The 26,403-nt window shown below is 67.4% G+C and carries 23 protein-coding genes, 3 pseudogenes and 2 riboswitches; of the genes and pseudogenes, 17 read left to right on the top strand and 9 right to left on the bottom strand.

What is annotated here, in order from left to right; all coding sequences use genetic code 11:
• Positions 1-68 precede the first annotated feature (68 nt).
• The 4 genes from QP165_RS01240 to QP165_RS01255 all read right to left on the bottom strand — a co-directional run bounded on the left by QP165_RS01240 (position 69) and on the right by QP165_RS01255 (position 5,144).
• On the bottom strand, positions 69-986 hold the full coding sequence (locus tag QP165_RS01240; RefSeq protein ID WP_333993272.1) for a glycosyltransferase: 918 nt from the start codon (positions 984-986) through the stop codon (positions 69-71).
• Complete coding sequence (locus QP165_RS01245) at positions 983-2,095, bottom strand: glycosyltransferase family 4 protein (RefSeq protein WP_333993274.1); 1,113 nt, start codon at positions 2,093-2,095, stop codon at positions 983-985. Before QP165_RS01245 ends, QP165_RS01240 begins: the two co-directional genes overlap by 4 nt.
• Before the next feature lie 162 nt (positions 2,096-2,257).
• Positions 2,258-2,914, bottom strand: a complete 657-nt coding sequence (gene maiA / locus QP165_RS01250; protein ID WP_333993276.1) for a maleylacetoacetate isomerase — start codon at positions 2,912-2,914, stop codon at positions 2,258-2,260.
• Positions 2,915-3,044: 130 nt separating this feature from the next.
• The gene (locus tag QP165_RS01255) at positions 3,045-5,144 is read right to left on the bottom strand and encodes a malate synthase G (RefSeq protein ID WP_443019344.1); all 2,100 of its coding nucleotides are present in this window, start codon (positions 5,142-5,144) and stop codon (positions 3,045-3,047) included.
• A gap of 116 nt (positions 5,145-5,260) precedes the next feature.
• Between QP165_RS01255 and QP165_RS01260 the strand changes: the two are divergent.
• Positions 5,261-6,118, top strand: a pseudogene (locus tag QP165_RS01260) (LysR family transcriptional regulator); the annotation flags it as partial.
• Between the two features lie 15 nt (positions 6,119-6,133).
• Here the strand turns inward: QP165_RS01260 and QP165_RS01265 are convergent.
• Entirely contained in the window at positions 6,134-6,640 is a 507-nt protein-coding gene (locus tag QP165_RS01265) for a MarR family winged helix-turn-helix transcriptional regulator (RefSeq protein WP_333996897.1), read from the bottom strand.
• Between the two features lie 120 nt (positions 6,641-6,760).
• Between QP165_RS01265 and QP165_RS01270 the strand changes: the two genes are divergently transcribed.
• The 9 genes and pseudogenes from QP165_RS01270 to cobO all read left to right on the top strand — a co-directional run bounded on the left by QP165_RS01270 (position 6,761) and on the right by cobO (position 16,687).
• Entirely contained in the window at positions 6,761-7,198 is a 438-nt protein-coding gene (locus QP165_RS01270) for a Rieske (2Fe-2S) protein (RefSeq protein WP_333996898.1), read from the top strand.
• 99 nt (positions 7,199-7,297) lie between these two features.
• Entirely contained in the window at positions 7,298-8,422 is a 1,125-nt protein-coding gene (locus QP165_RS01275; protein ID WP_443019345.1) for an isovaleryl-CoA dehydrogenase, read from the top strand.
• 31 nt (positions 8,423-8,453) lie between these two features.
• Entirely contained in the window at positions 8,454-10,055 is a 1,602-nt protein-coding gene (locus QP165_RS01280) for a carboxyl transferase domain-containing protein (RefSeq protein WP_333993280.1), read from the top strand.
• Between the two features lie 4 nt (positions 10,056-10,059).
• Positions 10,060-10,545: a nuclear transport factor 2 family protein gene (locus tag QP165_RS01285; protein ID WP_333993281.1), complete on the top strand. Its 486-nt coding sequence runs from the start codon at positions 10,060-10,062 to the stop codon at positions 10,543-10,545.
• Positions 10,542-12,380: an acetyl/propionyl/methylcrotonyl-CoA carboxylase subunit alpha gene (locus QP165_RS01290; RefSeq protein WP_333996899.1), complete on the top strand. Its 1,839-nt coding sequence runs from the start codon at positions 10,542-10,544 to the stop codon at positions 12,378-12,380. Before QP165_RS01285 ends, QP165_RS01290 begins: the two co-directional genes overlap by 4 nt.
• Positions 12,380-12,832 carry a MaoC family dehydratase gene (locus QP165_RS01295; protein ID WP_333993283.1) on the top strand — a complete coding sequence of 151 codons (453 nt, stop codon included), beginning with the start codon at positions 12,380-12,382 and terminating at the stop codon, positions 12,830-12,832. Before QP165_RS01290 ends, QP165_RS01295 begins: the two co-directional genes overlap by 1 nt.
• Positions 12,829-13,652, top strand: a pseudogene (locus QP165_RS01300) (HpcH/HpaI aldolase/citrate lyase family protein). The gene QP165_RS01295 and the pseudogene QP165_RS01300 overlap by 4 nt, the downstream one beginning before the upstream one ends.
• Positions 13,653-13,713: 61 nt before the next feature.
• A riboswitch (cobalamin riboswitch) is annotated at positions 13,714-13,946 on the top strand.
• A gap of 183 nt (positions 13,947-14,129) precedes the next feature.
• On the top strand, positions 14,130-16,088 hold the full coding sequence (locus tag QP165_RS01305) for a TonB-dependent receptor plug domain-containing protein (protein ID WP_333993285.1): 1,959 nt from the start codon (positions 14,130-14,132) through the stop codon (positions 16,086-16,088).
• Positions 16,088-16,687, top strand: a complete 600-nt coding sequence (gene cobO, locus QP165_RS01310; protein WP_333993287.1) for a cob(I)yrinic acid a,c-diamide adenosyltransferase — start codon at positions 16,088-16,090, stop codon at positions 16,685-16,687. The genes QP165_RS01305 and cobO overlap by 1 nt, the downstream gene beginning before the upstream one ends.
• 48 nt (positions 16,688-16,735) lie before the next feature.
• Here the strand turns inward: cobO and QP165_RS01315 are convergent, their stop codons facing one another.
• Entirely contained in the window at positions 16,736-17,551 is an 816-nt protein-coding gene (locus QP165_RS01315; protein ID WP_333993288.1) for an ABC transporter substrate-binding protein, read from the bottom strand.
• 120 nt (positions 17,552-17,671) lie between these two features.
• On the opposite strand from QP165_RS01315, the gene QP165_RS01320 reads away from it, so the two are divergent.
• The 6 genes and pseudogenes from QP165_RS01320 (at position 17,672) to cobS (ending at position 22,411) form a co-directional block, all read left to right on the top strand.
• Positions 17,672-18,613: a FecCD family ABC transporter permease gene (locus QP165_RS01320; RefSeq protein ID WP_443019346.1), complete on the top strand. Its 942-nt coding sequence runs from the start codon at positions 17,672-17,674 to the stop codon at positions 18,611-18,613.
• Between the two features lie 37 nt (positions 18,614-18,650).
• Complete coding sequence (locus QP165_RS01325) at positions 18,651-19,391, top strand: ABC transporter ATP-binding protein (RefSeq protein WP_333993289.1); 741 nt, start codon at positions 18,651-18,653, stop codon at positions 19,389-19,391.
• Positions 19,392-19,412: 21 nt separating this feature from the next.
• Positions 19,413-19,599, top strand: a riboswitch (cobalamin riboswitch).
• Positions 19,600-19,706: 107 nt separating this feature from the next.
• On the top strand, positions 19,707-20,114 hold the full coding sequence (locus QP165_RS01330) for a DUF1636 domain-containing protein (RefSeq protein ID WP_333996901.1): 408 nt from the start codon (positions 19,707-19,709) through the stop codon (positions 20,112-20,114).
• Positions 20,111-21,123 (top strand): annotated as a pseudogene (gene cobT, locus QP165_RS01335) (nicotinate-nucleotide--dimethylbenzimidazole phosphoribosyltransferase). Before QP165_RS01330 ends, cobT begins: the two are co-directional and overlap by 4 nt.
• Positions 21,120-21,698 (top strand): histidine phosphatase family protein, encoded by a 579-nt coding sequence (locus tag QP165_RS01340; RefSeq protein ID WP_333993291.1) that lies wholly within the window; start codon positions 21,120-21,122, stop codon positions 21,696-21,698. The pseudogene cobT and the gene QP165_RS01340 overlap by 4 nt, the downstream one beginning before the upstream one ends.
• The gene (gene cobS, locus QP165_RS01345) at positions 21,695-22,411 is read left to right on the top strand and encodes an adenosylcobinamide-GDP ribazoletransferase (protein ID WP_333993293.1); all 717 of its coding nucleotides are present in this window, start codon (positions 21,695-21,697) and stop codon (positions 22,409-22,411) included. Before QP165_RS01340 ends, cobS begins: the two co-directional genes overlap by 4 nt.
• Here cobS and QP165_RS01350 read toward each other — a convergent pair.
• From QP165_RS01350 to QP165_RS01360, 3 genes are read right to left on the bottom strand one after another with little or no spacing between them, the layout of a single operon-like run.
• On the bottom strand, positions 22,379-23,869 hold the full coding sequence (locus QP165_RS01350) for a cobyric acid synthase (protein ID WP_333993294.1): 1,491 nt from the start codon (positions 23,867-23,869) through the stop codon (positions 22,379-22,381). The two genes, cobS and QP165_RS01350, sit on opposite strands and share 33 nt — an antisense overlap.
• Positions 23,857-24,795 (bottom strand): adenosylcobinamide-phosphate synthase CbiB, encoded by a 939-nt coding sequence (gene cbiB / locus QP165_RS01355; RefSeq protein ID WP_333993296.1) that lies wholly within the window; start codon positions 24,793-24,795, stop codon positions 23,857-23,859. The genes QP165_RS01350 and cbiB overlap by 13 nt, the downstream gene beginning before the upstream one ends.
• The gene (locus QP165_RS01360; RefSeq protein WP_333996902.1) at positions 24,788-25,762 is read right to left on the bottom strand and encodes an aminotransferase class I/II-fold pyridoxal phosphate-dependent enzyme; all 975 of its coding nucleotides are present in this window, start codon (positions 25,760-25,762) and stop codon (positions 24,788-24,790) included. The genes cbiB and QP165_RS01360 overlap by 8 nt, the downstream gene beginning before the upstream one ends.
• Positions 25,763-25,849: 87 nt before the next feature.
• Here QP165_RS01360 and cobU point away from each other — a divergent pair, with 87 nt between their 5' ends.
• Positions 25,850-26,401 (top strand): bifunctional adenosylcobinamide kinase/adenosylcobinamide-phosphate guanylyltransferase, encoded by a 552-nt coding sequence (cobU, locus tag QP165_RS01365; protein ID WP_333993297.1) that lies wholly within the window; start codon positions 25,850-25,852, stop codon positions 26,399-26,401.
• Positions 26,402-26,403: the final 2 nt, after the last annotated feature.

A 26,403-nucleotide genomic window follows, 5' to 3' on the forward strand; every position in this document is an offset into this window, starting at 1 on the left:
TCGTGCACCTGAGGTGGCGAGCGTCTGCGCAAGATCCGGCGCTTGGGCGTCGGTGGGATCACTGCGGCTCAACGGTCGAGCGCCAACGGCATGTCACAGATCATCGGCGGGAGATCGCGTTCATCCGGAACGCGCTCCCCGGCCTGAACTTGCCGGGCCGTACGCCGCCACTCGGCGCGCGTCCGCCACTGGTCGAACGAGGGCAGGAGCGTCGGCTCGTTTCGTATTAGGCGGTCCTCCAGGTCACGCATATACTCGGCCATTCCCCCGGCCGCGCGGCCCGACGTGCGCGCCGACGCGCGTGTCCAGACGCTCATGGGATGACCAAGCCGTCCCCCCGCGGCGATCGCGTTCTCGACAAGCGCGCGGTCCTCGCCCGAGGGGAGTATGGGCACTCCGCCAGCGGCCCGGTACAGCGCGGCGGTGATTGCGAGGCTTGCCCCCGTATGGTCGCCGTGACGAGGGGCGGGGTCCCAGGGGCACGGGTCGATCTCTTCCTCGATCGCACGGACGCAGCTCCAGTACCGATCGAGCTTGGTGCGCATCGCCACGACGTCGGCCGCCACGCGCTCCTCCTCGTCGAGCACGATCCGGCCACCGACCACGTCCAGTCCGCAGTCGATCGCTCGGAGAGCGTTTCCGATCCAGTCCGGCGGTGGCCGCGTATCGGCGTCGGTCGAGATCAGCACGCCGTTAACGAGATCGATGCGCGCCAATCCGGCGTCCATCGCCAGCCTGCGCGCCATGCCGGCATGCGCGTCTGCTGTGGGAAGATCATGCGACGTGATCACCATGTCGAGCCGGCCGGCCCAGCGCGCCTGGCGCTGCGCCGCGACGGAGAGGCTCTCGTCGCTGCTGTTGTTGATGCACAGCGCGACCGGGACGGGGCCGACGATATCCTGCGCCGCGAGCGCGTCGAGCAGGACCGGCAGCCGCTCGGCTTCGTCGCGCGCGGGGATGCAGACGCAGAAGCGTGGTGCGGTCACGCGGCACCCGCGAGCGACACCGGGTCGGACCGGCGCAACCTGCTGCGCGACGCCGGCCGCGACCGGGTCATGTCGGTATAGAGCGCTTCGTATTGGTCGATCATCACGTCGGCATCGCAGATCGCTTCGGCACGGCGACGGCATGCGCCACGGTCGAGCGTGACGGCGCGGGTCACGGCCTTGGCCAGTGCCGCGACGTCGTCGCCCGGGGCCAGTGTCCCGCAACTCTCATCGAGAAGCGCGGGAATCGCGCCACGGGCGAACGCTGCGACCGGCGTACCGCAGGCGAGCGCCTCCGCGACGACGAGTCCGTAAGGCTCCTCCCAGCGCGGCGTGCACAGGAATGCCCGCGCACCGCCGACCAGGTCCGCCAGCGCGGCATGGTCGAGATGCCCGACATGCGTCACTTCAGTCCCGAGGCGGGGCGCAATCTCGGCATCGAAATAGGCGGGATCCGAGATCGGCCCGGCGATCCTCAATGCGTGCCCCGCGAGCCGGGCTGCGTCGATCGCCATGTGAAGCCCCTTCTCGGGGACGATCCGGCCATACCAGATCAGATACGGGTCAGGAGCGGGTGTGGGCTGGAAGGGGAAGCAATCGAGATCGATGCCGTTGGCGATCGTCCGGTCGATCGCGGTGACGTGACCCCACATTGCCCGGATGCTGTCGGATACCGCGACGAACCGCATGTTCGGCGCCTTGCATAACCGGATCCCGCTTTCGAGCCAGCAGAAGGGCGGCGTGTGGAGCGTCGTCACCATCGGCGTCGCAAGCGTCTCCGCCATCGACACGGGCAGATAATGGAGCGAGTTGTTGTGGATCACGTCGAAACGTCGCGAGCGAAGCATGCTCATCAGGCGGAGATACGCGTGATGCTCGCGAAAGAAGGTGACGTCGTTCGCCTCTGCGGTGCCCGTCTCCAGCAGCGACGTCTCGTCGCAGATCGCCTCGAGACCGAGTGCAGGGTCGGACTGCATCGATGCGAAGACCGTGACCGCATGCCCGCGTTTTTTCAGCGACGTCGCAAGCAGGTGCGTATGCATTTCAAGCCCACCGGCAAATGGCTCGCGGATCGCATGTTTGAGATGGGCAATAATCGCAATGCGCATTCAGGCCCCTTATCGACGTTTCTCCGATCTCCGTCGGCTCTGCGAGTGGAAACGCGTTCGGACGAAATAAGTCTCGCGCGATACGACACGTTCTTGATGATCCAAATCAAGCGGTTTCGAAGTGATGTGTATCAAGACTACCGGCGGATAGTCTTTGGGCGATCAGGCGGGGTCGCTATCGGGTTGTCGATCGGGATGCGCCGCGACGAATGCCGGATGTTCGCGCGCCCGTTCGGCCGCGGCAAGCAGGCGCGGGTAAGGCGACAGGTCGACCTTGAACCGTTCGGCGGAATAGACTTGCGGAACGAGGTAGCAATCCGCGAGCGTGAGCGTCGGGCCGAACGCAAAACCCCGGCCATGGCGCGCGATCATCGATTCCAGTGCGGCAAACCCCTCATGGATCCAGCGCCCGATCCAGTGCGTGACGTCATCGGGCGTCGCCTTCAGCGTCGTGCGCAGAGTCTCAAGGATGCGCAGGTTGTTGACCGGATGGATGTCGCACCCGATCGTCGCCGCCATCGCGCGGACGATCGCCGCATCGACCGCCGCGTCGGGCAACAGCGGCGGATCGGGGTAGGTCGCCTCGAGCCATTCGAGGATCGCGGGCGACTGCGTCAGGATCGTGCCGCCGATATCGAGTGTGGGGACGAGGCCCTGCGGGTTGAGCGCGAGGTAGCCCTCGTCATGCTGCGCGCCCGTCCGAAGGTCGTGCGTGTGCTGCTGAAACGCGATGCCCTTCACGTTGAGCGCGATGCGAACGCGGTACGACGTCGTCGACCGCCAATAGCCGTGCAGGATCATGCGATTGCGGGTCGACATAGTTGAGCAGTCGTCAGCACGGTTTCATCGGCCTCGCATGAGATGCAGGGCGACGAGGTGATCGCCGCTGCCCGCGACGCGCCGCTTGCCGGGGCGTCAGCGACATCGCTGCGCCCCGTCCGGGATGGTGTCAATTGCTACCATCCTGCTTTGCCAGCAGACGGAACCGGTGAAGCAGCGGCTCGGTATAGCCGTTCGGCTGGTCGACGCCCTCGAACACGAGCGCGCGTGCGGCTTGGTAGGCGAGGCTGGTGTCCGCGTTACCCCCAAGCGCGCGGTAAAGCGGATCGTGTGCATTCTGCGCATCGACCTTGACCGCCATGCGGGCGAACGCGGCGTCGATCTCGTCGGCCGAAGCGACCCCGTGGAGCAGCCAGTTCGCCATGTGCTGCGCGCTGATCCGCAACGTCGCGCGGTCCTCCATCAAGCCGATATCGTGAATATCGGGGACCTTCGAGCAGCCGACGCCCTGATCGATCCAGCGCACGACGTAACCGAGTATCCCCTGCGCGTTGTTGTCGAGCTCGTCGCGGATTTCGCTTGGCGACCAATTGTGTCCCTCGGCGAGCGGGATCGACAGCAGTGCATCAAGCGGCGCGACGGGCTCGTCCCGTCGCTCGGCCTGGCGCGCGAAGACGTCGACAGCATGGTAATGCGTTGCGTGGAGCGTCGCAGCGGTCGGGGAGGGGACCCAGGCGGTGTTTGCGCCGGTGCGTGGGTGCCCGATCTTCTGGTCGAGCATGTCCGCCATTCGGTCGGGGGCCGCCCACATTCCCTTGCCGATCTGCGCACGGCCGCTCAGGCCACAGGCCAGCCCGATCTGGACATTGCGGTTCTCATAGGCCGTGATCCAGGCGCTGGTCTTCATCTCGCCCTTTCGGATCATCGCGCCGGCGCGCATCGCGGTGTGCATCTCGTCACCCGTGCGATCGAGGAAGCCGGTGTTGATGAACACGATACGGTCCTTCACCGCTTGGATGCAGGCCGCCAGATTCGCCGACGTGCGGCGTTCCTCGTCCATCACGCCGACCTTGATCGTGTGGCGGTCGAGCCCGAGCATGTCCTCGATCGCGTCGAACAGCCGGTTCGTAAACGCCGCTTCGTCGGGGCCATGCATCTTGGGCTTGACGATATAGATCGAGCCCTCGCGGCTGTTCCGTACCGGGCCGGTGGCTTTCAGGTCGTGTATCGCGATCAGCGCGGTGACGATGCCGTCGAGGATGCCCTCCGGCGCCTCGGTGCCGTCGGCGAGCAGGACCGCGGGCGTGGTCATCAGATGGCCGACGTTGCGAACGAACAACAGGCTTCGCCCCGGCAGGACGATCTCCGATCCATCGGTCGCCGTGTATCGCCGGTCCGCCTCGAGCGTGCGCGTCAGCGTTTGCCCGTTCTTGGCAAAGCTGGCGGACAGGTCGCCCTTCATCAGGCCCAGCCAATTGGCATAGGCGGCGATCTTGTCGTCGGCATCGACGGCTGCGACCGAGTCCTCGAGGTCGACGATCGTCGTGAGCGCGGACTCGAGGAGCACGTCGGCAAGACCAGCGGGGTCGCCGCGACCGATCGGATGATCGGGATCGATGACAAGTTCGATGTGCAGGCCATTGTGGCGAAGCAGGAAATTGCGCCCGGCCTGGCCCAGCAACTGTGAGGGATCGGCAAGGGCAGGATGGTCGCCGTCCCAATCGCGCCACGACCCATCGGCGAGCGGGACATGATCGTCGAGGAACGCTTTTGCCCAGTCGATGACCTTTGCGCCGCGCACCGCATCATATCCCGCGCCATCGGGGGTGCCGGGAATCGCATCGGTGCCGTAGAGCGCGTCGTACAGGCTGCCCCAGCGCGCGTTCGCCGCGTTGAGGACGAACCGGGCGTTGAGGATCGGCACGACGAGCTGCGGTCCGGCGAGCGTGGCGACCTCGGCATCGACACGCGTTGACGTGGCTTCGAAGGGTTCGGGCTCGGGGACGAGATAGCCGATCTCGCGCAGGAACATCTGCTGCGCTGCCGGATCCTGCGACTGCCCCCCGCGCGCCGCGTACCATGCGTCGATCTTCGCCTGGAGTTCGTCGCGGCGAGCGAGCAGCGCGCGGTTCTCGGGCGCGAAGCGCGCGTAGATTGCAGCAACCCCATGCCAGAAATCTGCGGGATCGATGCCGGTCCCGGGCAATGCCTGAGTCTCGAGGAACTGCGCGAGGCGTTCGGCCACGCGCAGCCCGGCCTTGTCGATCATCGCGTGCGCCGTGCTGTCCATCGATCTCTCTCCTAACGATGGCGTCCCGTCTATACGATCGGCCGTCTGTTCGGTAGACGATCGATTGTTGAAACTGTCGATCGCCGGGAGAAACAATGGACCCCGATACTGCTCTGTTCGTCGAGGTCGTCGCGGCGGGAAGCCTGAGCGGGGCGGCGCGCGGGCGCGGCGTGTCGCCCGCGATGGTATCGAAGCGGATCGCGCGGCTCGAGACCCGACTGGGCGTGCGTCTGCTCAACCGGACGACGCGTCGGCTTGAACTGACGGCGCGCGGCGCACTCTATCATACCGACATGGTCGCGGTCGTCGCTGCGATCCGCGCGGCAGAGGCGCGCATCATGGAGGACGGTGCCGGGCCGACCGGCCCGTTGCGGGTCAGCGCGCCGACCTCGTTCGGGCGCCTGCACCTGGCGCCGCGGCTAAAACCGTTTCTCGACGCGCATCCGAACGTCACCCTCGACCTTGATCTGTCCGACGGGTTTTCCGATCTGCTCGGCGACGGTGTCGATCTCGCGATCAGGATCGCGCCCTCGGCCGAACCAGGCGTCGCCGCGCCGGGGTTTGTCGCGCATCGTCTCGCCGACAGTCGCCGCGTTCTGTGTGCCGCACCGGCGTATCTGGAGGCGGCGGGAACGCCGGGGACGGTGGCGGCGCTGGAAGGCCACCGGCTGCTGGCTGCGCGGGGACAATTGCCGTGGCGGCTCACCGGACCGCGCGGCGATCTCACGATCGATGGTGAAAGCCATGTCCGGACGAACTCGAGCGAGGTGGTGCGCGAACTGACGCTGGCCGGCGTGGGTATCGCGCTGCGCTCGCTCTGGGACGTCAGCGGCGATCTCGCGTCGGGGCGGCTGGTGCGTGTTCTGCCGGCGTTCGAGGGCAGCGCCGATGTCGGCATCTATGCGGTCCATGCGCGTGTCGCACCGACCGCGGTCCATGCGTTGCTCGGCTATCTTCGCGAATTGTGGCTACCGACGCCGCCCTGGGGGGTGATCGAGCGCGGCGGTGACCGCATCGATCCGTCGCAGCATGGCCGTGAACGCCGCGACCTCTGCCGGGTCGAACTGCGCGAATATGCGCGCTTCGAGATCCTGCGCCTTGGGCGCGATCGCTGCATACAGCGTCCGTCCTGCGTCGCTCAGCATCAGCAGGTGCGATCGCCGGTCCGCCGCATTGGCGCTCCGTTCGAGCAGCCCGCGTTCGACCAGCGCGATCGCGGCGCGGCTGACGGTGACCTTGTCCATCCGCGTGCGGTGCCCGATCTCGGCCTGCGTGATGCCGCCCGTTTCCGCAACGACCGCGATCAGCCGCCATTCGGGGATCGAGAGGCCGAACAGCGCTTCATAGCTTCGCGCAATCGTGTCGCTGACGAGGTTCGATGTGAACGAAAGCCGGAACGGAATGAAATCGTCGAGCAGCAGGGGGCGGACAGACGTCGGGTCCGTGGGACCTGATTGGGGGAGCTGCGTTGGCATGATCGCGGATAGTAGCGGTTGACACGGTTGGCGCAAACGGACAGTTGGTATCCAACGATACTAAATGGAGAGGCTGCCTCATGCCTTGGGCGGCGTTACGATCACCCTTTGTGCATGACCATGTCCGACACTGACATCGAGACACCCGACGACGCGGGCGCTGTCGTCCCCGCCTCGGACCGGCTGTTCGCGACGCCGGCAGGCATCGCGCTCGGACCGGTCGACGCGATCCTGCCCGGTGCGGCGCGCGGTTATGTGGTGCAGATGCGCGCGGGGCGATTCCACGGTTTCGTCGTCAGGCGCCGCGACGCGGTGTTCGGCTATGTCGATCGATGCCCGCACGCCGGCCTTCCGCTTGCGCACGCCCTCGACGATTATCTGACACCGCGGGGCGACCTGATCGTCTGCGGGTGGCATTCGGCGATGTTTGCGATCGAGGACGGCCGGTGTGTCGGCGGGCCGTGCATCGGGCAATCGCTTGCAGCCTGGCCGGTCGAAATCGTACACGGCGTGCTCAAGACCTGCGGACCGCCGGAACCGCACGCACAAGACGTTTGAGATTTTGGCGAACAATCCCCGCTAAGCCACGGGAAACATGACTTTGAGGAGAGTTTCTTGACGCCTGATTTCGATTTCGCCCTGGGCGAAGCCGCGGACATGATCCGCGACACGACGCAGCGTTTCGCAAACGAGAAGATCGCCCCCCTCGCCGCGAAAATCGACGCCGACGACTGGTTCCCGCGCGAGCTGTGGCCGGCCATGGGTGAGCTGGGGCTCCACGGCATCACCGTCGAGGAGGAGTTTGGCGGGCTTGGTCTTGGCTATCTCGAGCACGTCGTTGCGGTCGAGGAAGTCAGTCGTGCATCGGCATCGATCGGGCTGAGCTATGGTGCGCATTCGAACCTGTGCGTCAATCAGATCCGCCGCTGGGGCAATCCCGAACAAAAGGCGAAATACCTGCCCAAGCTCGTTTCGGGCGAGCATGTCGGCAGCCTCGCCATGTCCGAGGCCGGGGCAGGGTCGGATGTCGTCTCGATGAAGCTGAAGGCCGTCAAGACGGATCGCGGCTATGTCCTCAACGGCACGAAGTTCTGGATCACCAACGCGGCGTACGCGGACACGCTCGTCGTCTATGCGAAGACGGGCGAGGGGTCGAAGGGCATCACCGCCTTCCTGATCGAGAAGGACATGCCGGGCTTTGCGATCGGCCAGAAGATCGACAAGATGGGGATGCGCGGTTCGCCGACCGCCGAGCTGGTCTTCACCGATTGCGAGGTGCCTTTCGAGGCGGTGATGGGCCCCGAGAATGGCGGCGTCGGTGTGCTGATGTCCGGGCTCGATTACGAGCGCGCGGTGCTGGCCGGGATCCAGCTCGGCATCATGCAGGCGTGCCTCGACGTGGTCATTCCCTATGTCCGCGAGCGCAAGCAGTTCGGCACGCCGATCGGTCAGTTTCAGCTGATCCAGGCAAAGGTCGCCGACATGTATGTCGCGCTGAGTTCGGCGCGCGCCTATGTCTATGCGGTTGCGCGGTCATGCGACGCGGGCAAGACGACGCGGTTCGATGCGGCGGGCGCGATCCTGCTTGCGAGCGAGAGTGCGGTAAAGGTTTCGCTCGAGTCGATCCAGGCGCTGGGCGGCGCGGGCTATACCAAGGATTGGCCGGTCGAGCGGTTCATGCGTGATGCCAAGCTGCTCGACATCGGCGCGGGCACGAACGAGATCCGGCGGATGCTGATCGGCCGCGAGCTGATCGGTGCCGCGCCGAAGGTGATGCAGTGATCAGAACGGTCATTGCCGGACGGAGCGGGCGATGAGCGGTCCCGTCCTGCCCACGAAGCTGTCTGTCGACAGCGATGGCTTTCGCGCGAATGCCGAGCATAATCGCGCCCTCGCGGAGCGGCTGCGCGACGACGTCGCACGGGCGGCGCTTGGCGGAAATGCGAAGTCGCGCGAGCGGCATGCCGCGCGCGGCAAGCTGCTGCCGCGCGACCGTGTCGAACGGCTGCTGGATGCCGGCTCGCCGTTTCTCGAGATTGGTCAGCTTGCAGCCCATGGTCTGTATGATGACGAGGTTCCGGGCGCTGGTGTCATCGCAGGAATCGGACGCGTCGCGGGTCGCCAGTGCATGATCCTGTGCAACGATGCGACGGTGAAGGGCGGGACCTACTTCCCATTGACCGTGAAGAAGCACCTTCGCGCGCAGGAAATTGCGCAGGAAAACCGGCTTCCTTGCATCTACCTCGTCGACAGCGGCGGCGCGAACCTGCCGCATCAGGCGGAGGTGTTCCCGGACCGCGATCACTTCGGTCGCATCTTCTATAACCAGGCGCAGATGTCGGCGCTGGGCATACCGCAGATCGCCTGCGTCATGGGCAGCTGCACCGCGGGGGGCGCCTATGTCCCGGCGATGTCCGACGAGACGATTATCGTCCGCGGGCAGGGGACGATCTTCCTCGCGGGCCCGCCGCTCGTCAAGGCCGCCACGGGTGAGGTCATCTCAGCGGAGGAACTGGGGGGCGCGGATACGCATGGACGCCGGTCGGGCGTCGTGGATCACGTTGCCGAGGATGACGAGCATGCGCTCACGCTCGTTCGCGACATCGTCTCGACGCTGCAGCCGCAAATCCCCGGCGTCGTGAATGCGCAGGCGCCCAGGGCGCCGAAATACGCGACCGACGACCTGTATGGCATCGTCCCTTCGGACGTCCGCGCGCCCTATGACGTCCACGAAGTCATCGCGCGTCTGGTCGATGGCAGCGAGTTTCACGCGTTCAAGGCGCTGTACGGCACGTCGCTGGTCTGCGGCTTTGCGCATATCCACGGCCTGCCCGTCGCGATCCTCGCAAATAACGGCGTCCTGTTCAGCGAGAGCGCGCAAAAGGGAGCGCATTTCATCGAGCTGGCGTGCCAGCGGCGGATCCCCCTGTTGTTCCTCCAGAACATCTCCGGCTTCATGGTCGGCGGCAAGTACGAGGCGGAAGGCATTGCCAAACATGGTGCAAAGCTCGTCACCGCCGTCGCCACGGCCACCGTTCCCAAGATAACCGTCCTGATCGGCGGCAGCTTCGGCGCGGGGAATTACGGCATGTGCGGACGCGCCTATTCGCCGCGCTTCCTTTTCAGCTGGCCGAACAGCCGGATCAGCGTGATGGGCGGCGAGCAGGCCGCCTCGGTGCTGGCGACGGTGCATCGCGACGCCGACACATGGACGCCGGAAGACCTCGAGACGTTCAAGGCGCCGATCCGTCAGAAATACGAGAACGAGGGTAATCCCTGGTACGCTAGCGCGCGGCTCTGGGACGACGGGATCATCGATCCGGCCCAGACGCGCGACGTGCTCGGCCTGGCGCTTGCCGCTACGCTCAACGCCCCCATTCCCGAACGCCCTGCGTTCGGCGTGTTCAGGATGTAATCGAATGATCCTGCTATCTCTCTTGCTTGCGGCGGGTCAGGTCACGCCCGTTGCCCCGATCGTCAAGGGCACCGGTCTGCCGCCGGCCGTGATGACGGAGGAGGCCGGCGTCATGGCGCCGATCAACGGCCTGTTCGCGGCGCTCGCAGCGCGCGACGGCCAGGCGATCCTCGCGCAGGTGCGTGCGGACGGCAGCGCCACCGTCGCCGAGGAGGGCCCTGACGGGGCGCGCACGGTGCGTCGTACCGGCTGGGCGGAGTTCGCGGCCGGTCTCAGACCGGGGCCCGAGCGCTATGCCGAAAAGCTGACCGACGCCGCGGTCGATATCGACGGCGACATCGCGATGGTCTGGTCGCCGTATATCTTCACGGTCGACGGCAGGGTCGCGCATTGCGGTACCGATCATTTCGACCTCGTGCGCGAGGCCGGCCGGTGGAAAATTTTGAACATCACCTGGTCGAAGCGCACCACCGGATGCCCGGCGCGATGATCGGCTCGTTGCTGATCGCCAACCGGGGCGAGATCGCCTGCCGGATCATCCGCACGGCGCGTGCCATGGGCATTCGCACGATCGCGGTGTATTCGGATGCCGACCGGGACGCGCTACACGTCCGGCAGGCGGACGAGGCCGTGCATATCGGCGCGAGCCCCGCGCGCGAAAGCTATCTGGTCGGCGAGAGGATCATCGCCGCTGCGCGGGAGAGCGGCGCGGATGCGATCCATCCCGGGTACGGTTTCCTGTCGGAGAATGCCGATTTTGCGCAGGCGGTGCGCGATGCGGGGCTGGTCTGGGTCGGTCCCCATCCCGACAGCATTCGCGCCATGGGGCTGAAGGACGCGGCCAAGCAGCGGATGATCGCGGCCGGCGTTCCTGTCACGCCTGGATATATTGGCGAGGATCAGGCGCCAGACCGACTCCAGCGCGAGGCGGATGCGATCGGCTATCCGGTGCTGATCAAGGCGGTCGCGGGCGGCGGCGGCAAGGGCATGCGTCGCGTCGACAGCGCGACCGATTTTGCCGATGCGCTGACCTCGTGCCAGCGCGAGGCGTCGTCGTCGTTCGGCAACAGCGATGTGCTGATCGAAAAATACATTCTCTCGCCACGGCATATCGAAGTGCAGGTGTTCGGGGACACGCACGGCAACGTCGTGCACCTGTTCGAACGCGATTGCTCGCTTCAGCGCCGGCACCAGAAGGTGATCGAGGAGGCGCCGGCACCGGGCATGGACGCCGCGACGCGCGCCGCGATCTGCGCTGCGGCCGTCCGTGCGGCGCAGGCGGTCGACTATGTCGGTGCGGGGACGATCGAGTTCATCGCCGATGCGAGCGAAGGCCTGCGCGCGGACCGGATCTGGTTCATGGAGATGAATACCCGGCTCCAGGTCGAGCATCCGGTAACCGAGGAAATCACGGGGCAGGATCTGGTCGAATGGCAGTTGCGCGTCGCGAGCGGCGAGCCGCTGCCGCGACGGCAGGACGAGCTTGCGATCGACGGCTGGGCGATGGAAGCGCGGCTTTATGCCGAAGACCCGGCAAGGGACTTCCTGCCATCGATCGGCAGGCTCGTCGCATTCGATCTCGGCGATGGCACGCGCGTCGATACCGGGGTCGAGCAGGGGGCGGAGATATCGCCCTTCTATGATCCGATGATCGCAAAGGTCATCGCATGGGGCCCCGATCGCGCGACCGCACGCGAAACGCTTGCGGCTGCGCTCGACGGGGCCGTCGTCTGGCCCGTACGGTCGAATGCGGGGTTCCTGGTTCAGGCGCTCGATCATCCGGATTTCGTCGCGGGCACGGTCGATACCGGGCTGATCGCGCGCGAAAACGAGGCGTTGATGCCGGCGACGCAGCCGCGCGAGGAAGCGTTGATCGAGGCCGCGCGGGCGCTGGTAGCGGCCAATCCGATCGCCGGTTTCCGTCTGAACGCCGCGCCGAGGCGCACGGCGCGCTTCCTGCTCGACGACGAGGCGATCTCGATCGACCTCGACGCATATGGCGCGGAGGGTACGCCCGCCGACGAGGTCCTCGTATCCGACGCCGGGCAGACATGGCTGCTGCAACGCTGGCGCGCATCGGGGGTGGCCGTGGGGGCCGCAGCCGATGGCGCGATCCTGTCGCCGATGCCGGGGCGGATCATCGCGGTCGATGTCGTCGAGGGTGACCGCGTCGTGTCAGGGCAGAAGCTGGTGACGCTGGAGGCGATGAAGATGGAGCATTCGCTGACCGCGCCGTTCGACGGGGTCGTTGCCGAGCTCGTCGCCGTCGAGGGCGGACAGGTCAGCGATGGCACGATGCTCGTGCAGATCGAGAAGGACGCCTGATGGCCGGACGCTATTACGATCAATGGTCGGTCGGCGACGCGATCGTCCACGAAATCCGCCGCACCGTCACCGAGACGGACAATCTGCTGTTCTCGACGATGACGCACAACCCGCAGCCGCTTCATCTCGACGTCGAAGCGGCCAAGGCGAGCGAGTTCGGCCAAATCCTGGTCAACGGGACCTTCACCTTCGCGCTGATGGTGGGACTGTCGGTGGGCGAGACGACGCTCGGCACGCTCGTCGCCAATCTCGGCTACGACAAGCTGGTCCATCCGAAACCGGTCTTCATCGGTGATACGATGCGCGCCGAGACCGTCGTCACAGACCTCAAGGACAGCAAGTCGCGGCCGACTGCGGGGATCGTCACGTTCACGCACCGGCTGATCAACCAGCGCGACGAGATCGTGTGCCAATGCCTGCGTTCTGCGCTGTTGCTCCGGTCGACGGCATGAGGCTGCGGTCGTTGCTGTTCGTGCCGGCGGACCGACCCGAGCGGTTCGGCAAGGCGGCGGCAAGCGGCGCGGATGCGATCATCCTCGATCTCGAGGACTCGGTCGCGCCGTCGCGCAAGGCGTTCGCGCGCGCTGCGGTGCGGGCAGCGCTCGGCGAGCCGGCCGGTGTCATTCGGCTGGTCCGGATCAATCCGCTCGATGCGGACGATCGCCGCGACGATATCGAGGCGGCGCGCGGCGCGGATGCGATCATGCTGCCCAAGGCGGCAGGCAAGGCGACCGTCGCGGCGCTGGTCGAGGCCTATGGGCCGGACTGCCCGCCCATCCTGCCGATCGCCACCGAGATTCCGGCGGCGATATTCACGCTCGGCGAATATGCGGCGGTATCGGACAGGCTCTGCGGATTGACGTGGGGGGCGGAGGATCTGCCGGCCGCGATCGGCGCGGCGACGAGTCGCGAGGCGGACGGTCACTATACCGATCCCTATCGGATGGTCAGGTCGCTGCTGCTGTTCGGCGCGCATGCAGCGGGTGTGGCGGCGATCGAGACGGTCTATCCCGCGATCGCCGATCTCGACGGGCTGGCGGCCTATGCCGCACGAGGAAGCCGGGACGGATTTACGGGAATGATGGCGATCCACCCGACCCAGGTTGCGACGATCAACGCAGCCTTTACGCCCGATGCGGCGACGGTCGCGCGGGCCGAGGCGATCGTCGCGGCGTTCGCGGCGGCGCCGGAGGCGGGGCGCTGCAACTCGACGGGCGGATGATCGATGCGCCGCATCTGCGCCAGGCGCAGGCGATCCTCGCACGCGTGTAGCGCGCGCCCATTGGCGGCGCGGAAAATCTGTTCTACCGGGGCGTCGCGATCCGGTGAAGACCGGGTCGCAGATCGCGTCGGTGCCCCTCGGGGCTTGAAGGGGAATGCGGTGCGGACGTTCAGGCGTCCAATGCCGCGGCTGTCCCTGCAACTGTAAGCGGTGAGCGCGGTGCGCAGGTCTCCTCGTCGCGAGGGGACGACCACTAGGCCGAAGCGCAAGCACATGGCCCGGGAAGGTCGTGCACCGGGTGTCGACCCGCGAGCCAGGAGACCTGCCGGCGCTCGGTCGCTCTTGCCTTGGTCCAGGGGGTGACCGCGGCACGGTACTCCGTCTGAGCGACGAACCATGCGGCGGGGGCCGCATCGGTGCGCGTGGCGGGTGCTGTTCGGTGTCCATCCCAAGCGTCGCGCCGACCGTCCGGATCATCGGACGGCACGCCCCCGCCGGTCGCTCGTGACGCCGGGGGGTATCGTTTCATGACCAGAGTTTTCGTATCGCTGATGGCGCTCGCCACCGCAGCGTCCGCCACATCGCCGGCGTTCGCCGATGCCGATCGGGCGACGCCAGGGGCGGCCGAGCGCGCGGTTGATGGTGCCGAGGTCGTCGTCACCGCCTCGCGTTCGGGCGATGCCGTGCCGGTCGACCAGCTTGGCGCGTCGGTGACGGTGATCGATGCCGCCGCGATCGACCAACGGCAGACCCGGATCGTGTCCGACGTGCTGCGTGACGTGCCTGGCCTGGCGGTCAGTCGGACGGGCGCGATCGGGGGTACGACGCAGGTGCGCATCCGCGGGTCGGAGGGCAACCATGTGCTCGTCCTGATCGACGGGATCGAAGTGTCCGATCCCTATCAGGGCGAATATGATTTCGGGACGCTGATCGCGGACGAGGCGGCGCGGGTCGAGGTGCTGCGCGGCCAGCAATCGGCGCTATACGGATCGGACGCGATCGGCGGCGTCATCCAGTATCTGACACTGAGCGGGGCGGAAGCGCCGGGCACAACGCTGCGCGCTGAGGGCGGGTCGTTCGGCACATTCTCGGGCGGCGCCCGCATCGCAGGCGTTTCCGGGAACCTCGACTATGCGTTGTCGGGTTCGACCTATCTCACCGACGGCACGCCGACCGCGCGCGGCGGGTCGCGCGACATCGGCGCAAGCAGCGTCGGCGCGACCGGCAAGCTCATCTGGTCGCCCGGCGATACGTTCAAGGTAACCGCGGTCGGCCGCTACAGCCATACAGACGCCGACAGCAACGACACGGCGTTGAGTGGCCCGCAGTTCGGCACAGTCGTCGACACGCCAGGCGCCCGCAGTACGGTGGAGGCCTATTACGGGCTCGTACGCGCCGAGGTGGCGCTCGCGGACGGCCGCTGGACGAACGCGCTGAGCGGGCAGTTCGCCGACACGGTGCGACGGGCACTCGTCGACGACGCGCTCAATTTCGGCAACAAGGGACGGCGGTACAAGGGCTCGTTCGAAAGCGCGTTCCGGTTCGGGACCGACCGGATTCAGCACCGCCTGACGGGTGCCGTCGATGTAGAGCGAGAGGAATTCCAGACGCTTAGCCCAGTTCCCTCGGAGTTCGTATTCACCGGACGACGCCATACCGACAATGTCGGGATCGTCGGCCAGTATGACGTCGTGATCGATGACGCGCTGGCGATCGGCGCTTCCGTCCGCCGCGACGAGAATACGCGCTTCGACGACACCACCACCTACCGTGCGCAGGCAAGCTATCGCTTCGCCACGGGAACGCGCGTTCGCGGCGCCTATGGGACGGGGGTGAAGAACCCGGGCTATTTCGATCTCTTCGGCTATTCGGATGGTCGCTATATCGGCAATCCGAACCTCAAGCCGGAGAAGTCGAAGGGTTGGGAAGCCGGTCTCGAACAGAGTTTCGGAGGCGAGCGCGCGACGATCGGCGCGACCTATTTCAACAGTCGCCTGACGAACGAGATCTTCACCACTTATCCAGAGCCCGATTTCGTCGCGACGCCCGGCAACCGCGATACGCGGTCGAAGCAGCGCGGCGTCGAGGTGTTCGCCAGCGCGCGGCCGATAACGCAACTGCGGTTTGATCTTGCCTACACCTATCTGCATGCGCGCGAGGACGGCAGCGTCGAGATTCGCCGGCCGAGCCATATCGGCAGCGTCAACATGACCGCGTTCAGCCGTGACGAGCGTTTATCGGGAACGTTGACGGTGCGATACAATGGTCGTCAGCAGGACGATGCGTATACCGATCCGAGCTATGTGCCGGTACGGCTGTCGCTCCAGGAATATGTCCTCGTCAATCTCAACGCCGCCTATCAACTGAGCCCGACGCTATCGGTCTTCGGGCGCGTCGAGAACCTGTTCGACGAGCGGTACGAAGAAGTGTTCAGCTATGTCGGGCAGGGCCGCGGTGCCTATGCCGGCATCAAGGCGGCGTTCTGATGCGCAGCGAGGCGGATCACAAGGCGCGGATGGCCAAGAAGAAGGTCGCCCAGGACAGGATCGTCGCAGCCAAGACGATCGAGAAGGGCCTGCTCATGGTCCATACCGGGCCCGGCAAGGGGAAGACCACGGCGGCGCTCGGCATGGCGGTCCGGATGATGGGGCATGGGCGAAAGGTCGGGATCGTCCAGTTCGTCAAGGGCGCGATGACGACGGGGGAGAAGGTGATCTTCGATGCATTCCCTGACCTGGTCGCGTTCAAACCGATGGGCGAGGGCTTTACCTGGGATACGCAGGACCGGACGCGCGACATTGCCGTCGCGCGCGAGGCCTGGGACGAGGTTCGGCGAATGATCGCCGATCCGTCCTATGCGATGGTCATCGCCGACGAGATCAACATCGTCCTGCGGTACGATTATCTGCCGCTCGACGAGGTGCTCAGCGGTTTTGCGGCGCGTCCGGAGATGACGCATGTCGTTGCGACCGGGCGGAATGCCCCCGACGCGCTGATCGCCGCGGCGGATCTCGTGACCGAGATGGGGCAGGTCAAACATCCGTTCCGAGGCGGCGTCAAGGCGCAGGCGGGGGTCGAGTTCTAGCCTGCCCGCGCGGGCGACCCGATGGTCGTCCCAGCGCCGGCCGCGCCGCTATTCCTGCAGTTGTGCTGCGAGGCTCTGGGCGGCGCGGACATAGGCGGGGCCACCGCACACCGTCCAGGCCTCAGGGATGCGCAGGCGCTTGATCCGTGCGAGTACGGGGTGGTGGAGCATCTCGGTACCCTGGTCGGTGACGCGGTCCGTGGCGCTCTCGACAACCAGATAGTCTGGACGCGCGAGCGCCATCTGCTCGAGCGACAGCTGCGAGAGCGCCGGCTTGGCGAGCCTCGTGGCCAGGTTGGTCAAGCCCAGCCGCTGCATGAGATCGTCGATCAACGTTCCCTTGCCCGTCAGAAACCCGCGACGCTGATAATAGGCGGCGACGCGGCCGCGGCCGACAGCGGGTGGTATCCGTGCCAAGGCGGTGTCCATCCGGCGTATCAGCCTCTCGCCCCGGTCGGGATGTCCCACTGCCGCCGCAACCTGGCGGACTTGCGCGACGATCGCGGCGTAACTGTCCGCCGGGGGAAGATCGAGCGTCGCGATATGCTGGTGACCCAGCACATCGGCGATCGTCTTGCGGCGGAACGGCGAGGCTATGACGAGATCCGGGCGGAGCATCAGCACATCCTCGGCACTGCCGCGGCTCGACGGCATGTGCTTCGCCTGAGCCGCGACGGCGGACATGTCGGGGTCGCGCGCGAACCTCGTGAGCGCCGCGATCTGCGACGGATCGGCAAGCGCGATCAGATACTGGTCGGCGCACAGATTGAGCGACACGATCCTGCGCGGCAAGGTCGGCGCCGCGGCGGTCGACGTCGGTGATACCAGCGTCGTCAGGGCGATCAGCGGGAAAACGTGGCGCATGCGCAAAGTCCTGCCGCAGCGATGACATATGCGCTAGGCGGAAACGATGAGACAGACGCGGTCAGGATCAGGCGCGTGACGCGCGGACGGTTGCTCGGCGGACTGATGCTGCTTGCCGCTATGGCGGGGGTGGCGTCGGTTGCGATCGGTAGCGCCGCGATCCCGCCGGGTCGCGTTTTCGAAGCGCTGATCGGACATGGCGACCCGATCGAGCGCGCGATCCTGCTCGAGCTGCGGCTTCCGCGCGCCATTCTCGGGCTGGCGGTCGGCGCGATGCTTGGGCTGTCGGGTGCCGCCCTGCAGGGGTTTCTGCGCAATCCGCTTGCCGAGCCATCGGTCCTCGGCGCCTCGAACGGCGCGTCGCTCGGGGCGGTGATCGCGCTGTACTTCGGGGTCGCGGAGATACACCCGGCGATGTTGCCCGCGCTGGCGATCATCGGGGCGTTCGCCGCGCTTGGACTGTTGTTCGTGTTGTCGGCGGGATCGGAAAGTGCGTTGTCGCTGATCCTTGCGGGCATCGCGGTGGGAACGCTCGCCGTTGCCGGGGTCAGCCTTGCCCTGAACCTCTCGCCCAATCCGTTCGCGGCGATGGAGATCATGACCTGGCTGCTCGGATCGCTTGAAGATCGTTCGTTCACGCACGTGATGCTCGCGCTGCCGTGTATCGCGGTCGGGATCGTGCTGGTGGCATGGGACGGGCGCGCGCTCGATGCGCTGACGCTCGGAGAAGATGGCGCGCGCGCGCTGGGTGTCGATCTCCGCTACACGCGTGCCCGGATACTTGTCGGGATCGCGGTCGGTGTCGGCGGTGCCGTCGCGGTTTCGGGCGCGATCGGGTTCATCGGGCTGATCGTCCCGCACCTGATCCGTCCGCTGACCGACCGGTCGCCATCGGCGATCCTGCTGCCATCCGCGATCGGCGGCGCCGCGCTGCTGACCTTCGCCGATGTCCTGGTGCGCGTGATCCCCACCTCGAGCGAACTCAAGCTCGGCGTGGTCACCGCGTTTCTGGGCGTGCCGGTGTTCGTTGTCCAACTGATGCGCGAGCGGCGGTCATGGTGAGCCTCGCCACAAAAATCTGGTCGTTCGTCGCGCTGGCGTGGACGTCGTCGAACAGGTCAGCTTTTCCGCCGCTGGCGGGGCGTTGATCGGTATCGTCGGTCCCAACGGCGCAGGAAAGTCGACGCTGGTGCAGGCGCTGTTGGGGCTCGTCGCCTCGACGGGGGATATCCTGCTCGATGGACAGCCGCTTGGCCGACGCTCGCGCGCGCAGATCGCGCGAACGATTGCGTATCTGCCTCAGGGCCAGAGCCTGCACTGGCCATTGAGTGTCGACCGGCTCGTCGCGCTGGGACGGTTGCCGCATCTGGCGCCGCTGTCGCGCATGACGACGGAAGACCGGGGCGCGGTCGACCGGGCCATGGCGACGGCGGACGTAACGGCGTTCGCGACACGGACGGCGACCGAATTGTCGGGCGGCGAGCGCGCCCGGGTCCTCCTTGCCCGCGCGCTCGCGGTCGAGGCGCCCGCGCTGATCGTCGACGAGCCGCTCGCGTCGCTCGATCCCGCGCACCAGATGCGCGTGATGGAAATCCTGCGGGATCAGGCTACGCGCGGGGTCTTGGTAGTCGCGGTGCTTCATGATCTGAGCCTTGCCGCACGCTATTGCGACCGGTTGATGATGATCGACCGCGGGCGGCTGGTCGCGGATGGCTCGCCGGACGCCGTGCTGACGCCGGAACGCCTGCGCGAGACCTATGGTATCCGCGCCTGGTTCGGATCGGCGGCGAACGTGCCGCTCATCGTTCCCATCGCGCGCGCGACGTCACGGCACGATTGACCCGCGCCCGGCGACACGCCTATTCGGGGTGCTGCGACAGGTTCCCCGGCGACGGGGATGAAAAGGGAACGGGAGAACCCCGGCTGCCCCTGCAACTGTAAGCGGCGAGCCATCGTGCCATCATGCCATTGGGATCCCGGTCCCGAGAAGGCGGTGCGGAGGGCTGTGACCCGTGAGCCAGGAGACCTGCCCGTCGCAGTCGTCTTTCGTCCGGCCAGGGTGCGCCGAGCGGACGGGGGTGAACCCGAGCGACGACATAACCAGTCTGCGGTCCGAGGCCGCGGGCGCGTATGTCATGGGGTTTCAATGCCAAATATTCTGGTTCCCGCCGAAGACGGTGCGGCCGTCGTCGCCTGCAGCACCTGCCGCGCGTCCACCGACGCGAAGGACGATGCCGAGGGCATGCGGGGCGGTGCGAGACTCGTCGCTGCACTGGAGGCGGTTCAGGCAAGCGATTCGCGCTATGCCGGAATTGCGGTTCAGGCGATGCCGTGCCTGTTCGCCTGTCAGGACTTCTGCACCATCCATGTCCGCGGACCCGCGAAGATCGGTTATGTGCTGGGGCGCTTCACGCCTGACAAGGACGCGGCGCGGGCGATCCTCGATTATGCCGTGCTGCATGCGGAGAGTGCGGAGGGGCAGGTGCCGTTCCGGCAATGGCCTGCGGGGATCAAGGGGCATTTCATCACCCGGACGCCGCCCGCCGGCTATGTCGCGCAGTGACGCTGTTCCCCACGGTTGCGGCGTTTGAGGCGGCACTGAAGGCCCTTCCTGCGGCAGACGACGCCGCGCGAGAGGCCGCATCGCTGCGGCAGGGGCAGTTGACCAAGCCGCCCGGGTCGCTTGGCCGATTGGAAGACCTCGCGGTCTTCATGGCGGGTTGGCAAGGGCGCGAGCGGCCGCGGTTCGAGCGCGCACGAGCGGCGATTTTCGCGGGAAATCACGGCGTTGCGGTGCACGGGGTCAGCGCCTTTCCGGTCTCCGTCACCGCACAGATGGTTGACAATTTCCGCCGTGGGGGCGCGGCGATCAATGCGCTGGCGGATGCCGTCGGGCTCGAGCTCGTCATCGCCGACATTGATCTGGAAACCCCTACCGCGGATTTCACGACGGCACCGGCGATGGACGAAACGGAATGTCTCACCGCACTCAACATCGGCGCCGACGTCGTCGTGCCGGGGCTCGACATGCTTGTCGTGGGAGAGATGGGGATCGGGAATTCTACGTCGGCCGCAGCGCTGTGTCTGCGCAGTTACGGCGGAACCGCCGCGGACTGGGTTGGCCCGGGGACGGGGGTTGATGTGGCGGGACTCGCGCGGAAAATCGCGGTGGTTGAGGCTGGGATTGGGCGGCATGATGAATTCCCTCGTACGCCGTTCGAGACGTTGCGGCGGGTGGGGGGCGTGAGATCGTGGCGATCGCTGGCGCGGTTGTGGCGGCGCGGGTGGCGGGGGTGCCGGTAGTGCTCGACGGGTTCATTTCGTCGGCGGCGATCGCGCCGATTGCGGCGGCGTATCCTAGCATTGTGGAGCACTGCATTGCCGGCCATTGTTCGGCCGAACCGGGGCATGAGCGATTGCTCGCCGCGCTGAAACTCGAGCCTTTACTGCGGCTTGGGATGCGGTTGGGGGAGGGAAGCGGGGCGGCGGTTGCGGTCGGGGTGATCCGGTCGGCGCTCGCGGCGCATGACGGGATGGCGACGTTTGCCGAGGCGGGGGTGTCGGTGGCGTGAGTGGGGCGTTCCTGCTCCACCTGTTGCGGCATGGGGCGCCTGAACTGACCGGGCGGATGCTGGGGCGGACCGATAGTCCGGTCACGGCGGAGGGACTGGCGGCCTGTGTGGCGCGGGTAAAGTCACTGGATTTCAAAGGGCTGGTCTGTTCTGATCTCATGCGATCGCAGGCCATTGCGGATGCGATCGGGCGGGAGCGGGGGCTGGCTCCAACGACGGACGCGCGGTGGCGGGAGCTGGATTTCGGGGACTGGGACGGGCTGGCTGCGGCGGAGATCGACGCTGCGGCGTTGCAGCAATTCTGGGACGATCCGGATGGGGCACCGCCACCGGGTGGGGAACGATGGAGCGATCTGGTCGCGCGAATTACCGCCGCGATAGAAGATCTTACACCTGAAACCTCATTGATCGTGACACATGGCGGGGCGATCCGTGCGGCGCTGAAAGCGCTGTGCGGGTTCGGGTTGCGCGAGCTCTGGGCGTTCGATTTGCCCTATGCGGCGCTCGTTACGCTACGGATCTGGCCGGACCGGACGGCGCAGATCGTGGCGCTGCACACGGATCCAGTTTCGTGAAGCGGCTGATCGTCGCCTTCGGGTTCCTGACGCGCGTGCCGATGCCGCAAGTTGCTGCGGACGCTGCGGATTTTGCCGCCGCGATCCGGTGGTACCCGGTCGTCGGGGCGTGCATCGGGGTGGTCGTCGCGGTAGCGGGGTGGGTCGGCGCGCTGATCGATCCGTGGACCGGTGCGCTCGCCGCGCTGACGATTTGGGTAGCGATTACAGGGGCTTTGCACCTGGACGGGCTGGCAGATCTGGCAGACGGGCTGGGTGCCGCGCATGGCGACCGCGACAGGCTGATCGCGGTGATGGCGGATCCGCATATCGGCAGCTTCGGCGTTGTGATGATCGCCCTGCAAATCCTTGCAAAGCTTGTCTTATTGCATGCCGTTTCGACACAGGGATGGGCGGTCGTGATCGTCGTCCCGATGCTCGCGCGGATCGGGCCGTTGTGCTGGGCGCGGTGGGTGCCGCTGCTGCGGGAGGGCGGGCTGGGAGGGATGGTGGCAGGGAAGATCAGGGTGCACGATCTGGTCTTTTGGGGGTGCGTAACAGGGTGTTTAGGGGTGCCTGTGCATGCCGTTGCAGGGGCCCCTGCACTGATCGCTGTATTCGGCTGGTGGCTCATCCGGCGGGTTGGGGGCGTATCCGGGGATTGCCACGGCGCGGGGATCGAATTCGTCGAGACCGGGATGCTAGTCGCGCTCGCCATTGCCGGCCGCGTTTGAGCCCGCGAGCTTCGACACTGCGATCAGCGCGTCGATATCGAGATGGCGTTCGAGCGTTTCCGCAATCGCATCGAGCGCGGCGTCGATCGACGCCGCATGGTCGGGCCCGACCGCATCGACCCCGAGCCGGGTGAGCCAGGCGCGGCGCTGATCCGCGAGGCCGAGCAGGCCGTGGACATAGCTGCCCGCAACGAGCCCGTCGGGACTGACCGCGCCGTCGCGGCGGCCATCGTCGCGGGTCGTGAGTGCGCGCGCGGTGTCGGGGCCGGTGGTTTCGCCGATATGGATCTCATAGCCGTCGAACCGTGCGCCGATCGCGGTGCCGGCGACGCGTTCGAGCGTCTTGGCGGGGGACAGGATCGTCGCGACGTCGAGCAGGCCGAGCCCTGGGGCGATACCGGCGGGACCCTCCAGCCCGTCCGGATCGGCGATGCTGCGGCCGAGCATCTGATAGCCGCCGCACAGCCCGAGCACCGGGCGGCCGCGGCGGCGGTGCGCGTGGATGTCGATGTCCCAGCCCTGCGCGCGGAGAAAGGCGAGGTCGGGGATCGTCGCCTTGGAGCCGGCGAGGATGATCATGTCGGCGTCGGGGATCGGTTCGCTGGGCGGGACCATGACGAGCGTGACGCCGGGGTCGAGCCGCAGCGGATCGAGATCGTCGAAATTGGCGATGCGCGGGGTGATCGGACAGGCGATGACGACCTGGCCGTCCTGCCGGCCGTGACCGGTCCGGCGTTCGAGCACGACCGCGTCCTCGCTCGGCAGGCGGGCGGCCTCGGGCAGCCAGGGGATGACGCCATAGCCGCGCCAGCCCGACCGCGCCTCGATTGCGCGATAGCCGTCGTCGAACAGCGCGGGGTCGCCGCGAAACTTGTTGACGAGGAAGCCGTGGATCATCGCGGCATCGGCGGGGTCGATCACCGCGCGCGTGCCGACGAGCGAGGCGATGACGCCGCCCCGGTCGATGTCGCCGATCAGGATGACGGGGACGCCCGCGGCGCGCGCAAAGCCCATGTTTGCGATGTCGGCGGCGCGCAGGTTGATCTCGGCGGGGCTGCCCGCGCCCTCAACAACGACGATGTCCGCCTGCGCACGGAGCCGGTGATAGCTGGCGAGCACCTCGTCCATCAGCCCCGCGCGCCCCTCGCGCCAGCGGCTTGCGCGCAGGATGCCGCGGACCTTGCCGTGGACGACGAGCTGCGAGCTGCGATCGCCCTGCGGCTTGAGCAGGACGGGGTTCATGTCGGTGGTCGGCGCGGTGCGCGCGGCGATCGCCTGGGTCGCCTGCGCGCGGCCGATCTCGCCGCCATCGGCGGTGACGGCGGCGTTGTTCGACATGTTCTGCGGCTTGAAGGGCCGGACGGAGAGGCCGCGATTGGCGAGCGCGCGACAGAGGCCGGCGACGAGCACGGACTTGCCGACGTCGGAGCCGGTGCCCTGGAGCATCACCGCACCCACAGCAGCGCCCCCGTGACGATCCAGAGCAGCAGGCAGGCGCGGCGATAGACCTGGAGCGCGCGGGCGATGTCGGCGGCGGTGGCGGCGGGGCGACCGCTGCCGATCCAGGGCTTCAGCTGGGTGACGCCGTCATAGCTGACCGGGCCGGCGAGGCGGAGGTCGAGCACGCCCGCCATCGCTGCCTCGGGCCAGCCGGCATTGGGCGAGGCGTGCTTGCGCGCGTCGCGGCGCATTACGTGCCAGCCGCCGGGACCGGCGAGGCACAGCAGGGCGCCGCTGATCCGCGCGGGGATACAGTTGGCGAGATCGTCGATCCGTGCCGAGGCCCAGCCGAACGCGCGCCATCGTGGCTCGCGGTGGCCGATCAGGCTGTCGGCGGTGTTGATCGCCTTGTAGATCCAGAGACCGGGAAGTCCGCCGACGAGCAGCCAGAAGAGCGGCGCGACGATGCCGTCGCAGAAGCTTTCGGCGAGGCTTTCGATCCCGGCGCGGGCGATGCCGGCGGAGTCGAGCCGGTCGGTGTCGCGACCGACGATCTTGCCGACCGCGATCCGCGCGCCCTGCACGTCACCCTTGCCGAGCGCGGCGGCGATCGGGGCGACGTGATCGTTGAGGCTGCGCTGCGCGAGACCGGGGGCGGCGAGGAGGCCGATGCCGATCCAGGCATAGGCGCCGAGATAGGTCGTCAGAAGCCAGGTCGCGCCCCAGGCGATCCCGCCCGTTACCGCGAGCGTGATCGCGAGCGTCGCGACCCCGGCGATGCGGCGCGTCGCGTCTGGCCATGACGGACGGTTGAGCGCCTTTTCGAGGCTGCCGATGATCGCGGCGATCGCGCCGACGGGGTGGCCGACCCGACGGTAGAGCCGTTCCGGCCAGCCGAAGGCGGCGTCGAGTGCGAGGGCGATGAGCGCGACGGGATCAGCCATGCGCGAGCGCCACGTCGAGACGCGCCAGTGCGGCCGCGTCGGCGGGGACGCCGAGACGGAGCCAGCGGGGGTCATAGGTGAAGGGACGCGTCAGGATGCCCGCCATATTCAGACGCTCGAACAGGGACTTGGCGTCGTCTGTTACGATGAGGCGGAAGAGCGGGCAGGCGCCCGTCGCGGTGAGCCCGTGGCGGAGAAGCACCGCGTCGAGCGCGGCTGCACGGGTGACGAGCTGCGCGCGCGTCGTGTCGATCCAGTCGCGGTCGGCATAGGCGGCGGTGCCGATCGCGAGCGCGGTCGCGGAGATCGGCCAGCTGCCCAGGCGGTCGCGGACCCGCGCGACGATGCCGGGCGGTGCGATCATGAAGCCGAGCCTCACGCCGGCGAGGCCGAAGAATTTTCCAAATGATCGGAACAGGATGACGGGGTCTTCTGCGGACAGTTTCGAAGCCAGGCCGGCGTTGGGGAGCGTGTCGGCGAAGGCCTCGTCGACAACCAGCCAGCCTGCATGCTCGCGGAGCCGCTCGATCACTGGCCTGAGCGCGTCCGGACTGACCAGCCGGCCGTCGGGGTTGTTCGGGTTGGCAAGCAGGATGGTGCCGCCGCGGGCCGCTTCGTCGGCGAGGCTGTCGATCGAGATACGCCCGGGGAAGACCGCGTCGTGCGTCGCGTAGCTGGGGCCGACATGGCGGGCGGGGGCGGGCAGGCCGAGCTTGCCGAGCAGGCGGAGGCCGATCTCGGTGCCGGGCAGCGCGACGACGCGTGCGGGGTCGGCGCCGAAGTGGCGCGCGGCGACGGCCTCGAGCGTGGCGAGCGCGGCGGGCGAGGGGAGGCTGCGCAGGTCGACCGCGAGATCGGCGGGCGGCTCCCACGCGCAGGGGTTGATTCCGGTCGACAGGTCGAGCCAGGGACGCGGCGCGTGCGGGTACAGCGCCTGCGCGCTGTCGATCCGGCCGCCATGTTCCATCAGCGCGTGCACGTGCGTCCCCTGCGCCGGCGATGCCGCGGCGTTGCTGCTGGCCTTCGCCATTCGTCGGGGATAGCGCAAGAGGCGATGGAGGAGACGGTCGTGCAGGGGTTTGGAAAGACGGTGCTGGTGACCGGCGGTGCGCGCTCGGGCAAGAGCCGCCATGCGCAGGCTTTGGCAGAGGCGGGGGCAGAGGCGGCAGGTGGCCACACGCTGGTCTATATCGCGACTGCGCAGGCGTTCGATGGCGAGATGACCGAGCGGATCGCGCGACATCGCGCCGAGCGGGACGAACGGTGGCGGACGGTCGAGGCGCCGATCGCGCTGGCGGCGGCGATCGTCGAGGCGGATGCGCCGGACGGGGTGATACTGGTCGACTGCCTGACCTTGTGGGCGTCGAACCTGATGCTCGCGGATGCGGATGCGGAGACGGCGATCGCCGCGCTGCTGGATGCGATCGGTCGTGTCGAGGGGCGGCTGGTGCTGGTCACCAACGAGGTCGGGATGGGGATCGTGCCCGACAATGCGATGGCGCGGCGGTTTCGCGATCTGGCCGGGATGCTCAACCAGCGGGTCGCGGCTGCGGTCGAGACGGTGGATCTCGTGGTGTCGGGGCTGACGATCCGGATGAAGGGATAGGG

This window comes from Sphingomonas sp. 22R3R2A-7 (assembly GCF_036856055.1).
GTDB lineage: Bacteria > Pseudomonadota > Alphaproteobacteria > Sphingomonadales > Sphingomonadaceae > Sphingomonas.